At 66.1% G+C, this 12,572-nt stretch carries 10 protein-coding genes, 1 tRNA gene and 1 pseudogene; 5 read left to right on the forward strand and 7 right to left on the reverse strand.

The window, feature by feature from the left end:
* Positions 1–277 precede the first annotated feature (277 nt).
* Positions 278–772, forward strand: coding sequence for an ATP-binding protein (locus ALI144C_RS29425; RefSeq protein ID WP_237774380.1), 495 nt, complete (start codon positions 278–280; stop codon positions 770–772).
* A gap of 719 nt (positions 773–1,491) precedes the next feature.
* Here ALI144C_RS29425 and ALI144C_RS29430 read toward each other — a convergent pair.
* Complete coding sequence (locus tag ALI144C_RS29430) at positions 1,492–2,283, reverse strand: TauD/TfdA family dioxygenase (RefSeq protein WP_083753478.1); 792 nt, start codon at positions 2,281–2,283, stop codon at positions 1,492–1,494.
* 125 nt (positions 2,284–2,408) lie between these two features.
* On the opposite strand from ALI144C_RS29430, the gene ALI144C_RS29435 reads away from it, so the two are divergent.
* Both ALI144C_RS29435 and ALI144C_RS54725 read left to right on the forward strand, forming a co-directional pair.
* On the forward strand, positions 2,409–2,846 hold the full coding sequence (locus ALI144C_RS29435; protein WP_076990412.1) for an NUDIX hydrolase: 438 nt from the start codon (positions 2,409–2,411) through the stop codon (positions 2,844–2,846).
* Positions 2,847–2,988: 142 nt separating this feature from the next.
* A complete protein-coding gene (locus ALI144C_RS54725) occupies positions 2,989–4,122 on the forward strand; it encodes a helix-turn-helix transcriptional regulator (RefSeq protein WP_237774366.1) in 1,134 nt (377 codons plus the stop codon).
* A 63-nt stretch (positions 4,123–4,185) separates the two neighbouring features.
* On the opposite strand, the gene ALI144C_RS29445 is transcribed toward ALI144C_RS54725, so the two are convergent.
* Positions 4,186–4,872 (reverse strand): hypothetical protein, encoded by a 687-nt coding sequence (locus ALI144C_RS29445; RefSeq protein WP_143230938.1) that lies wholly within the window; start codon positions 4,870–4,872, stop codon positions 4,186–4,188.
* Between the two features lie 41 nt (positions 4,873–4,913).
* Between ALI144C_RS29445 and ALI144C_RS29450 the strand changes: the two are divergent.
* Positions 4,914–5,504 (forward strand): annotated as a pseudogene (locus ALI144C_RS29450) (site-specific integrase); the annotation flags it as partial.
* 44 nt (positions 5,505–5,548) lie between these two features.
* On the opposite strand, the gene ALI144C_RS29455 reads toward ALI144C_RS29450, so the two are convergent.
* A tRNA-Thr gene (locus ALI144C_RS29455) sits at positions 5,549–5,625 on the reverse strand.
* A 121-nt stretch (positions 5,626–5,746) separates the two neighbouring features.
* On the opposite strand from ALI144C_RS29455, the gene ALI144C_RS29460 reads away from it, so the two are divergent.
* On the forward strand, positions 5,747–7,414 hold the full coding sequence (locus ALI144C_RS29460) for a hypothetical protein (RefSeq protein WP_168211372.1): 1,668 nt from the start codon (positions 5,747–5,749) through the stop codon (positions 7,412–7,414).
* Here ALI144C_RS29460 and ALI144C_RS29465 read toward each other — a convergent pair.
* The 4 genes from ALI144C_RS29465 to ALI144C_RS29480 all read right to left on the reverse strand — a co-directional run bounded on the left by ALI144C_RS29465 (position 7,405) and on the right by ALI144C_RS29480 (position 12,425).
* The gene (locus tag ALI144C_RS29465) at positions 7,405–8,592 is read right to left on the reverse strand and encodes a DNA polymerase III subunit delta' (protein ID WP_076990414.1); all 1,188 of its coding nucleotides are present in this window, start codon (positions 8,590–8,592) and stop codon (positions 7,405–7,407) included. The genes ALI144C_RS29460 and ALI144C_RS29465 overlap by 10 nt on opposite strands.
* Positions 8,592–10,631: a bifunctional MFS transporter/dTMP kinase gene (locus tag ALI144C_RS29470; RefSeq protein WP_076990415.1), complete on the reverse strand. Its 2,040-nt coding sequence runs from the start codon at positions 10,629–10,631 to the stop codon at positions 8,592–8,594. The genes ALI144C_RS29465 and ALI144C_RS29470 overlap by 1 nt, the downstream gene beginning before the upstream one ends.
* Before the next feature lie 85 nt (positions 10,632–10,716).
* Positions 10,717–11,184, reverse strand: coding sequence for a hypothetical protein (locus tag ALI144C_RS29475; RefSeq protein WP_143230940.1), 468 nt, complete (start codon positions 11,182–11,184; stop codon positions 10,717–10,719).
* Positions 11,166–12,425, reverse strand: coding sequence for a hypothetical protein (locus ALI144C_RS29480; RefSeq protein ID WP_076990417.1), 1,260 nt, complete (start codon positions 12,423–12,425; stop codon positions 11,166–11,168). Before ALI144C_RS29480 ends, ALI144C_RS29475 begins: the two co-directional genes overlap by 19 nt.
* Positions 12,426–12,572: the final 147 nt, after the last annotated feature.

A 12,572-nucleotide genomic window follows, 5' to 3' on the forward strand; every position in this document is an offset into this window, starting at 1 on the left:
ATCTCGCTCAGCACGTACCACGTGTCCCGGACGCCCCCACGACACCGCCCGCCGAGACTGTCAAGTACCTCGTTGCCACGGGTGTGGAGCCGTATCAGTCGGAGATGTGAGCCACTGACGGAACAGAGAGCATGGCAATTGGTGGGTGAGTCGTGTGTGCCGGTCGGCCAAGCCTCGTCCGCCCTTCCGGTCGCTGAGTTTGCCGGGACTGGGCAGGGGGGTACCAAGGAGCCAGGGCGTAGGAACCGACCGCGACCCCACTGGGGGTGTGAACACCATGCAGGGCACGCACAACGGTCACCGAGTGCCGTCACCGGCGCTCCAATGGGCGGGCTCGCTGCCGCACCTGGCGGCCGATGTCGTCCGCGACGCGGACCTCACCCAGCCTCATTTCCACTTCAGGGTGCCTGCAACACCTGCCAAGCTGGCGATCCTGCGGGCGTGCGTCCGCGACTGGACCCAGGACATCGGCCTGACCGCCGAGCGGTCCGACGACGTCGTGCTAGTCGTGGACGAAGCGATCGCGAACGCCGTCGAGCACGCCTACGCCGACGATCAAACCGGCGCGGTAGTCGTGTTCGCGGCCCAGGACCGAGACGCATCAGTGGTCCGAGTCGTCGTGTCGGATGACGGCACCTGGCGGCGCCCCGCTGCCGACCCGGGCTTTCGCGGTCGCGGCTTGTCGCTCATGCGCGCACTGTCGGACGTGTTCAACCTGCACCACGACAGCAGGGGAACCACCGTCGTCCTCGGCTGGGCGCTACCCAGCTAACCCCTCAACGGAAAGCATGCAAAAACCAACTGCAGCCAGCGACGCGAACCGTACCGTCTGGACGGACCATCCGCCACGAGATCATCGCTGACCCGGCCACCGGAAGTCCCGCCGGGGAACGCACGGTACTGCGTCGGGCGCCGCAGGTCAGCGAGTTGATCGCCGGGGAGCCGCCTAAGGGAATCGAACCCTTGACCTACGCATTACGAGTTCCGTAGTGATCATGTCGAAGGGTTCCGGGCAGCACCGTTCCATGATCGTCTGGCCCGAGTCGTTATGAACCGTCCGGGCTCACTTCGGGCTCACGTCTACCGGAAGCAAATCGGGCACCGTTCGCGCCTGCCGGGAGGCTCCTCGTCCAGCAACACGCAGGCAGCACCGCAGTACGCGAACCACAAGCGGATGCCTCGAACTCGATCGAACGGCCGTCAACCTCGACCACATGCAGCAGGAGTCGGAACACACCAGCAGCAGTCACGACATCCATGCGGTCATGCCGCAGCGCGGGACCAGTCAAGTCCGCTCATCTCAAGCGCGCTCAACTGGTCAAGGTGGTCGCACGCCAGGCCACGCATCGCGTCAACGGCCGGGCCACCCTCCCAGATCACCCGATAGCGCTTCCGGTCGCGTTGGTATTGAACGATCACGTGGACGCCAGCCGCTGTTGTCAACAGGCTGGCCAGCCGTCTTGCACTCCTCGCCCGAGCGGACATGGCATGTCACCGTGTCCCGCTCGACGCTGCTACCGGACTTGACCGGAAGCCGAACGGAATCCCCAGGTGTGGCAGAGGGCTCGCGTTGACGCGGAAGACCACGCGCTGACCAGTGAAGGCGCGACGGCCATGGAGCCAACGGCGGTTGTTCAGTACATAGCCTTGGCCAGTGTCCAGGTTGATCCTCATCGCGTGCCGGTCGATCGCAGCTCGCAAGGTCGGCAGCCAGCGGTCTACCTCGGGCGAGAACTGGGCGAGGTCATCCAACCGCAGGCGGATCGCAACCCAACCGTCCTCAACGTCAGTGAAGATCGAACCGAGGTAACCGGCGGCGCCGCCGAACAGCACGGAGCGGGGAGCGCACAACGCGCGCAATGCATCCGGCTCGGACTCGGCGAGTTCGTTGTAGACCGCCTGGCCGTCGATCAACACGCATTCGCCGCCTGTGACTGCTGGCTGGCCACAGCTCGTCATCAGCAGCACTGGCGGATGGTCGACGCCCGATCGATCGGTGTGCGGATTGAGAGCGCAGGCACTGAACCCGGCAAAGCCGCTCTGAACCCGCTCGGCGCCAAGATCAGCAACCGTGGTGACGCCGTCAGCTCCACTGTCCCGATGCGGCACAACCGTCCCGGTCGACTCCGCCAACCGCAATAGGTCCGAGGAGTCGGCCAGACCTTCAACCAATGCGAGCCCGCGCTCAGCAAGCGCGGCCGGGACCTCGTGGACTCCGACGTGATAGCGCTCAAGTGAGTCGAGCACCATTCCTACCTCCCCAAACTGGTCGAGCCGGTACATCCAGCACAACCGGATTGAGCAGCCACGTCCAGTGACAGACTGTCAACCCTCCGTCGCCCACTTGCCAGCGCGGCGGTGCTACGTTGCCTGTGAGCAGCTAGTCAGCGACTTCGGAGGACGCCTCGATGAGCCAGCCCGACTACGTTCCGCGCACGTTTCCCGTTTCGATCAAGGGCGTGGTCGTGCGCGGCGGAACAGTGCTGCTGCTCAAGAACGAACGGAACGAGTGGGAACTGCCTGGGGGTCGGATCGAACTCGACGAGACACCCGAAGAGTGCGTCGCCCGCGAGATCACCGAAGAGACCCAGTGGAGAGTGACCACCGGCCCGCTCCTCGACACGTGGATGTACTACATCGACGTGGCCGAGAAGCACGTGTTCATCGTGACCTACGGATGCTACGTCGACGGCAACACCGAGCCAGTGCTTTCTTATGAGCACAAGGAAATCGGCCTGTTCACCGAAAACGAAGTGCCCACTTTGAACATGCCCGACGGCTACAAGCGCTCGATCGCCACCTGGTACGACCGGCTGCGCAAGGACACCCCGGAACTGGTCGGATAGGGCCATGACAGGCGGACGGTGCGACGCGTGCGGCGCGGAGTTGAGCAGGTTCGCCACCGAGCTTGTTTGCCCCACCTGCCACGCCAGCGCCAAGCACAAACCGCCATCGATCCCGACCCCTCGACTGGCTCCTGCGGTTTGGATGTGGTCCGCACCCGAGGCAAGCACCGCGCTCAGAAGCCGTGATCTGGCAACGATTCTGCGAGTCTATCGGCGGCTCAACAGGATCAGCCAGGACCGCCTCGCCGCGCTCCTCGGCTATGACAAGACCTACGTTTCGATGATTGAGACCCGCCGGAGGATCATCAGCGACGTCAGCACCCGACGCCACATCGCTCAAACGCTGGGCCTGCCGACACACGTACTCGGAGTGACCGACACCAACGACGCCGACTTCGCGGCCATGCTCCAGTTCGGCGACTCCACCATCCGACTCGCCGAAATAGCCCGGCAGTCCGGGCGTGCGGTGGACGCGGTCAACGAGCTATGGCCGCTGGTCGCCCGCCTGGAGGCACGCGCCGCCGAAGGCCATGCCGAACGAGACACGCTCATCCTCCTCGGCCACGGCAGAGCCGCACTCGGCGTCTCGCTGGGCACCGTGCTGCCTGAAGAACGGCTCACGGCCGCGGCACGATGGACCGGAAAGGCGTTGCAGGTCGCCGAACGCCTCGACGATCCGGTGTTCCTGGCTCACGCCCTACGAATGCACGGCAACGAACTCCGCAAGGCAGACCATCCAGCGGCAGCAATCGCGCGCCTTGGCCGCGCGATCGAGGTATCCACCGACCGCGAAGGGCAAGGCGCCGCTTACGCGCTGCTCGCGAGAGCAGCTGGCGAACAAGACGACCCGGACCTGTTCGACTACGCCATCAGCGGCTACCGGGATCTCCTCGACAGTGGAACCGCCCGCGGAATGCTGTTCAACCCCTTCACTTTCCGCGAAGTACAGCTACGCGGCCTGATCTCCACCGGCCGCCCCAACATCGCTGCACGGATCATGGAGACCGCGCAGCTGGATGCTCTGCCTGCCGCGCCGCAGTGGCACATCATCGAGCGCGTCACCGCCGGGCAAGTCCTCCTCGCCGCAGGCAAACTAGACGCCGCCGCGGATGCGCTACGCACGGCCTTGGCATCCGCCGAATCGCACCGGTTGCCACACCAAATCCAGCGCACCATCCGCGCAGCCCACGACGGCGGATTCACCGACATCAGCGACGCCGGGAACGCTGCCCTCAGGCGCCTGAACGATCTGCTCAGGCCAGCAGGCAACAACTAACAGCCTCGTTTGCGCAATATAGGCAACAACCGGTCACAGCAGGTCTAACACGGACGGACGACTTCACCAAGTGGCCAGGGCTTTTTCAGAGTCAGGGGGATCGCCCTGCTCTGGAGGAATGACGGTGTAACCCAACTTGCGGAGAACGTCAGCCGCGTCTGCTGCCATGTCCCTTACAACAGTTCGAGCCTGGTAGCGGCGCCAACGCTCACGGCCTGCCGAAACGGCTTCCTTCCAGCCCGGCCTCGCACGCACCCGGCAGTCGCGCACCAAAAACTCAACTACGTCTTCCAAGCACGGCCTGAATCGAGCGCCGCCGACCGGCAAGTGCAGAGATTCCATGCTGTGAGGTGTCGGATGTCCGGTCCTGGAGAGGAGATGTGAGAGCGCTCCTCGGTGGCCATGTACTTGAATGTGGGCGGTAGGCTTGTTGTATGCGTCACGTTCGTATTCCCACCGCACCATGGGAACACGATCAATACTTGATCGAAGTTTGATATATGAGTAGTTAACCGCGAGATATTGTTTAGACGCGTCGATTTGACACAGAAGGCTAATATCTAGCGTTCCTACTTTGACGCCGTCCGCAGCAGACAACGGAACATGCCCATCTGTGGCGACTACCAGCTTGTCTTTGTGTCGCGTAATGAGGACACTCGGAGCGTCGTCGAAAACAGCAGACAGCAGCTTTCCCATTTCATCAGCGAACTCTGCTACCCAGCTTTCAAGATCCTTAGGCCGATCGCTCACTTCTCTCCAAGGAGGAAGGCGATCTCCGAGGACTCCGGCGGGGTGAAGCTTGCGGGCTGCGGTGGCTCGAGGTTGATCTCGAAGCCCGCACACTCACCGTGGCCACGCAGCTCGTGCAGGATGGCTGGGAGATCGAGGAGAGCGACCCGAAGTCAGACAGCGGTGCCCGGGTAGTCGCCCTCGATGCAGAGACGGTCAACGTGCTGCAGTCACATCGGGCTCAGCAGTCGTCCGAACGGATGGCGTGGGGACCAGCTTGGGAGAACAGCGGACGCGTCTTCACTCAAGACGACGGCGCATGGCTTCACCCAGGGTGGTTGTCCGACGCGTTTGAACGCGCCGTCAAGGCTTCTGGTCTGCCTCCGGTGCGCCTGCACGACTTGAGGCACGGAGCGGCCACGCTGGCATTGGCAGCCGGTGCGGACATGAAGATCGTCCAGGAGATGCTGGGACACTCCTCGATCACGATCACCTCGGACACGTACACGAGCGTGCTTCCGCAGGTCGCGCAAGACGCAGCCGAGGCAGCAGCCCGGCTGATCCCTCGGGCTCACGCCCGAACCCATGGGCTCACTTCGGGCTCACAAGTCGCCGCATCTGACGGCGTAACCCTTCGGCAGATCAGCTCCTGATACACAAAACCGCAGCTCACACGAGGTGAACTGCGATCTGGTGGTGGAGCCGCCTAAGGGAATCGAACCCTTGACCTACGCATTACGAGTGCGTCGCTCTAGCCGTCTGAGCTAAGGCGGCGTGTACTTGTTCAGTGTAGCGGGTGTCGTCGACGGGTTTACGACCACCCACGTGGGGGAGTCACCTATCGGCTGGTTGGTCGTTGGGGTGTGTGACGGCGGTCGCAAAGAGGAGACGTTTTATGCGGAGAAGCATGCCTGCCGGTTGGGCCATGCCGGTGGTTGTCGCCGTGCTCGCGCTGGTGGCTGCGCCTACTGCTGCCGCTGCTCAGCCGCCTTCGACGACGCCGTTTCCGCCCCCCAAGGATCCGAACTCGCCTCCTGCGTCGAGCCCGATCGGTCCGCAGCCGTTGGGGCATGCCATCGGGGACGCTGGTACCGCGCTCACGATGATCCGCCTTCTTCCTTCGTCCGCGCCGACCAACACCATCCTTCCCGGGTACTCCGACAAGTTGCCCAAGCAGTCCGCGTTGGAGGTCGGGTTCGGGCTGTCCAGTGCTCAGGTCAACTCCGAGTCCGCGCTCATCGCCGAACGGGCCATCGCGCAGGCTTCTCCGGGTGGGGTCGCTGTGCAGGGCAAGAGTCCGCAGTCTCCCGGCGCTGTCGCGCAGACCGCTCTTCCCGACAACGAGAAGCCGACGACGTTCGGGCTCAATCCGCCGAAGACTCCCCTCGATGCCCTGATCAAGGTCGGGTTGTTGAACGGCAGCGCGCATGCCCGGTGGAGCGAGACGCTGGGTCCCTGCGTCACCCCGCTGTCCGACGCGAGTACGTCTGTAGCCAGTTTGTCGTTGCTCAACGCCATTCCGACGTTGCCGGGCATCACCGACCTCAGCGGGAAGCTGACCGAGTCGAAGCTCGCCCCCGACCAGCTCACCGCCCTCACCGACCAGCTCAAGGCTCTTCCTGGCCCGCTTGCCGAGCTCGGTGGTCTGCTGCCCGGTCCGAACAAGGCTGATGGCGCGGGTTCACTCATCAGCCTGCCGAACACGTTGTCCACGCGGTCGGTTGTGGACCTCGTCGACATTCCCGGCTCGGCCAACAAGGCTGTCCGGTCCACGTCCACTTTGCAGGTCGCGAGCCTCAACCTGCTGGCGGGTACGCCGTTCTCGCTTTCGCTGAACGTCGTCAGCCAGCCGACGCTGCAGGTCACGGCCACCGGCGACGCGAAGACTTCGACCGTCAAGTACACCGCCCCTGTGCTCGAGGTGAAGCAGGGCGACAAGGTCCTGTTCAAACTGGACGCCGCCAACCCGACTTTCGACGTTCCCATCGGCATTCCGCTGCCGGACCTGACCAGTCAGCTTCCGGACGCGTTGAAGAAGCTGCCGCTGATCGGCGACCTGGCCAACGCGCTGCCGAAGGACTCCCCGCTGCAGTCCAAGGCCGGTGAGCTCAACAAGTTGAAGCTCGACATCGGTGTGCTGCGGCTGTCCATCGCAGGCCTGCAGCAGAAGGCCGAGGACATGACGCAGCCGTTCAAGGGCCACCAGCTCGCCGCCAGTGCGCGGATGCTGGACCTGCAGGTGCTGCCGACGCAGGCGCTCGGTCTGCCTGGTCTGCCGTCCGCGTTGGCACAGGTTTCCCTCGGTGAGCAGGTTTCGCGTGCCGCGGCACCGGCCGGTGGTGTGGTGTGCGGGACCGCGGGTGGGCCGGCGCAGCCGCCGGCCAAGGCACCGGCGCCGAAGGAGCCGATCCTGGCGTACACCAGCGCCTACCAGGCCATCCCGATCTTCTGGACCGGTACGACCATGCTGCTGGTCGGCGTCATCCTCGTCGCCGCGCTGCCCACACGCCGGATCCGCCGGACCCAGCCCGCGGCGGGCCCTGACAAGACTGATCAGCCGTAGTAGAGCGTGGTCACCATCGCCTCGACGGCGATGCGTGGCTTCACGTTCAGCTCCAGCGCCTCGCGGCACGACAGGACGGCTTCGAGGCGCCGGAGCGTCGACTCGGGCGACCACGAAGCGGATGCGGTACGCGCGTCGTTCGCGTGGTCCGGGTGGTTCAACGCGGCTTCCGACCCGCTGCCGGTGACCAGCACGTCACGGTAGAACCCGGCCAAGTCGACCAGCGCCAGGTCGAGCGTGTCGCGTTGGGTACGGGTCGCGCGGGACTTCTGCCTGCGCTCCAGCTCCTTCAACGCACCCGCCGACCCCCTGGTCGCCGACGCGGTGCCCTTTCCTGTACCCCCAGCGCCCAACGCCGTCTTCAGCGCGTCGCGTTCGGCCTCGTCACGGGATCCGCTTTGCTCGGACGCCTCGTTCTCGGCCGCTTTGACCAGCTCGTCCGCCAGCGAGAACACGTCCCCCGGCCTGCGGAGACCCAACGGGATCCGCAACACTGCCGCACGGCGTTCCCGCGCGGCCTCGTCCGTGGCCAGGCGCCGAGCGCGGCCGACGTGTCCGCCGCACACCGACGCGGCCCATTTCGCCGTGTCCGGGTCGACCGAGTCGCGGGTCACCAGGACTTCCGCGATCGCCGCCGCCGGGGGGATCCGCAACGACACACCACGGCACCGGGACCGGATCGTCACCGACACGTCGTCCGGGTGGTCCGACGGCGCGCACAGCAGGAACACGGTCCGCTCCGGCGGCTCCTCGACCGCCTTCAGCAGCGCGTTGGCCGCGCCTTCGGTGAGCCGGTCGGCGTCCTCGATGATCACGACCTGCCAGCGGCCACCGGTCGGGCGCCGGGCCGCCGTCTGCACGAGCGCACGCATCTCGGCGACCGAAATGGACAGCCCCTCGGGTACGACCAGCCGTACGTCCGCGTGCGTCCCGGCCATGGTTGTGCGGCAACCGCTGCACTCACCGCAACCCGTGCCCGAATCGCACTGCAGGGCCGCCGCGAACGCACGCGCCGCCGTGGAACGCCCTGAGCCAGGCGGTCCGGTGAACAACCAGGCGTGCGTCATGCCGCCCGACGCGGCCTGCTCACCGCGCACGATCAACGCCGCTGCCTGAGCTGCCTTGGTCAGTACCGCGACGGCGTCTGCCTGCCCGACAACTTGCGACCAGACGGTCACTAGGCCTCCACTGGCGTCCGTTCACCTTCGTCGAGCCCGAGCTTGCGGGCCGCGATCGCGCCACGCACCGCCATCTCGACGCGCTGTGCGGTGGCTTCGTCATCGTCATCGGTGTCGACCACGACATAGCGGTCCGGGTCGGACGATGCCATGTCCATCAGGACGTTCTGGACGCGCCAGTGGTGGTCGTTCGACTGGAACTTCGTCGGCGGCAACGTCGCCGGGTCGCGGTCGAGCAGCACCGTCAGGTCCGGCCGCAGCTTCGCGGTGGCCCAGTCGGTCAGGCCTTCCATCTCCTCCGGGTCGAGCCCCGCGACGGCGGACAGGTGCGCGAACGGGCTGTCGACGAACCGCTCCATGACCACGATCGCGCCGCGGTCCAGCGCCGGGCGGATCTCCCGTTCGACGATGTCCGCGCGCACGGCGGCTGCCACGAGCGCGTGCGCCCGCGCGCCGGTCAGTTCGGCGCCTGCGAGCACGGCGCGCAGTCGCCGGTCGTTGAGCGTCGGGTCGGTCGCCAGCATGATCTCCCGGTTGCCGGACTTGCGCAGCCAGTCGGTCAGCAGCCGGGACTGGGCCGCAGTGTCCTGGGCCGTGTCGCCTTCGACCGCGATCAGCAGGCCGGTCGAGCGTTGCGGCTTGCCGCGGATCGCCGCCTTCAGGTCGGCGAGGATCGTCTCGGAGCGGCGGTCGTCCATTTGCCGGTACGCGATCACGCCGACGACCGCGGCGATCAGCCCGGCGACGAACAGCACCGGCCGGGTGCCGTCGATCCGCACGGGACTGCCGAAGATCTCCACGTTGCGCGGCCGGACCAGGCCGATGAACACCGGGACCAGGATCATCGACCCGGCCAGGATGATCTTCATCAGCGACTGGTAGATCGCGTTGATCCGGCCACGGACGGCGTCTTCGACCTGCGTACCGATGATGGTGACACCGGTGAGGAACGCGATCCCGGCGCACGCCCCGACGAACGCGACCGCGATCAGCGACACCCACAGGTGCGGCGAGGCTGCGGTCGGCAGCAGGCCGAGGCCGGCCAGCACGATCGAGATGCCGAACAGGCGGTTGTGCGGAATCCGCTGCGCCATCTTGGTGGCGGACGCCATACCGGTGCCGATGCCGATGAACAGCGCCGCGAACAGCCAGCCGAAGGCCGAGTCTCCGCCCATCAGGCTGGACGAGTACGGCTTGGAGCTGCCGACGAGCGCGCCCGCCGCGGCGAACGCCCCGGTCATGCCGATCAGCAGGCCACGCACCAGCCTCGTACTGCGGATGAACCGCAGGCCTTCCCGCAGCAACGCCCAGAGACCGGGATTGCCCTCCGGCGCCGCCGGACCGTCCGGCTTGGCCGGCGTGGCGGAGGTCACTCGGATGGACAGCTCGGGGATGCGGGTGGCAATGATGATCGCCGACGTCAGGTAGAACAGGGCGTTGATGCCCACGATGATCGTGGCCATGCCCATGCCCGTGTCGTCCAGCTTGACGTGGAACACCTGCTGGGAGATGCCGTAGAGCAGCGCGTACAGCCCGGCACCCGCGATCACCGAGATGCCCCAGGTCATCACCAGTGACAGCTGGTTGGCCGTCTCGACCTGGTCCTTGCGGCGCAGCAGGTTGGGCACCGCCGCGTCCTTCGACGGGATCCACAGCAGTTGGCAGCAGCCGACCAGGAAGTTCGCGATGAGCAGCCAGACCGGCGAGCCGACGACCGCGATGGACACGAGCAGACCCGCGCGCATGACGTCGCAGGCGACCATGACCTTGCGCCGGTCGAACCGGTCCGCCAGCAGCCCGCCGAACGGCGCGAACAGCAGCCCTGGCAGCAGTTGGGTCAGCACGACCCCGGCGAACGCGTAGTTCTGGAACGCGTAGTCGTTGGTGAGCTTCGTGATCAGGCCGGTGAGTGCCAGCAGCGAGAGCCAGTCGCCCATGCTGCAGATGAAGCTGACACCCCAGAGCCTGCGAAACGGCCGGATGGCCAGCACGCTGCGGATCCGGTGTGCCAAGGACGCGTCGGAGCGGACCGACGCCATGTCCTCGGTCCGTGCAGTCTGGTCCCCGCCTGCGCTGATATGCCCCACCTCATTTCGGCACACACCAGCGTAGCTTCAGCCGATGTCACCCGAAGAGCTGGCTGAAGGTGTTCACCAAGCTGGTGATCACGAAGTACAGGATCACCACCGTGACCAGCACGATCACCACGACGACGGCCATCCCGCTGCGCATCCCGGCCGGCCTGCGCTCGGCGGGCGCGGCGGTGATCCGGTCCTTGGTCGCACGCAGGCCGCGGGCGACGGCCGCGGCGGCGGGCCACTGCCTGAGCAGGCCGGGCGTCGTGCTCGGCGGCTGCTGCGGCGGCGTCTGGGGAGGCGGGGCCGACTGCTCCTCCTCCGCTTCCAGCGCGGCCTCGACGGCGGCCCTGATGTCGTCCGGGTCCGGCAGATCGGGCTTGACCATGGGTAACTCGTCCCGGCGCTGCGACGGCAGGTTCGCGCCTGTGACCAGGCCGGAGAGCGGGTCGGACAACCACGGCGGCGGTACGGGCTCATACGTGCCGTCGACCCCGGTCACTGAGTTCTCTGCCACTCCAGGTCACCCTTCGTCGCCAAAGGTCCCTCTTCAGGGTAGCCCGGCGGGCCACCATCTTTGTCCCACAACGTGAGATACGCGTCCCTCGCGGCCAGGCTGACCGCGAGATCGGCCATCAACGGATCGAAGAAAGACTTGCGGTACGTGGGATCCGTCGCGTTGGACGCGGCGAAGTACATCCCGGAGAAGCCAGCGAGGAACATCGAGACCAGGATCAACTCGTCGCTCACACCGCGTAACGGAACACCGAACAGGTGACCGCTCTCGGACGGCCCGTGGCCGAGCCACCCGTTGATCACGCTGTCGTCGATCGCCATCAGCCCGAACACGACGAGGAACCAGAAGACGACGAACGCGAAGACCACGGCCTGCAGAGCCAGCGCGAGGAACACGACGACGGCCAGGTTGAGCTTCTCGCGGCGGGTCAGCGGATGGTTGTGGATGTCTGGCACGTCGTGGTTGAGCGGGGTCTTGTCCAGGACGGCTTCGTAGTCCTTCATGCTCGCGGCGCGGTGCTTGAGCAGGACCTCACGGCCCTCGTCGCGCAGGATGGCGATCAGGAAGAGGGACGCGAGCAACGCGAACAAGCCGATGACCAGCCAGAGGTTGGTCCGCCTGCCGTCCGCGCCCTGGAGCTTCTGCGCGATCTGCCACGTCTCGGTGGCGAAGAACCCGAACAGGATGAAGATCATCAGCAGCGGCAGCGCCCGGCTCGCCAGGTTGCCGACGTCACGAACGTGCCGGACGGCGACCCGCAGCGTCCAGGCGAGAACAGACCCGGCTCCGACGAACACGAGAAAGAGGACCACGACGGCGATGACCGCATACGTCCCCATGGTGATGGGGACGTTGCTGATCTGGCCGATTTTCTTCTGGACGATCGGCAGCGCCACCACACCGAGGACGAGGACGGCGGCGGCGATCAGCAGCCGCTTCAGCTCGGAACGCGCGCGCAACGACCGCGACACGAACCACGCGACCAGGAAGGGCACGACGAACGTCCCCAGCGACAGCGCGAGCAGGCCGATGACGTACGGCGCCTCCGCCGTGCTGACGTTTAGTTTGTCCAACTCCTTGTTGACCCAGCTCAGCAGCGGCCGGAAGAGGACGAGGAACACCAACGCGGGCGTGGCGCGGGACAGCAGCGACGTGCCCCTGACCTGCCGCCGCACGACCATCGGCAGGCCCCGGCGCCGAAACCACATCTCGACGACCCGCCGCTCGGCCTCACCGTACACAGCGCCCCTCCCCTGGCCCGTCACTGTCACATCCACGCTATCGCTTCCCGCCGGAACCACCCTCCCCCGGACAGAAGTTGTCCACAACCACCCTGTGGATCATGCGTTTTCCACGTTCTCAGCAGGTCAAAGCCGAAAATGCCTGTG

It is taken from the genome of Actinosynnema sp. ALI-1.44, from assembly GCF_001984155.1.
Classification (GTDB): domain Bacteria; phylum Actinomycetota; class Actinomycetes; order Mycobacteriales; family Pseudonocardiaceae; genus Kibdelosporangium.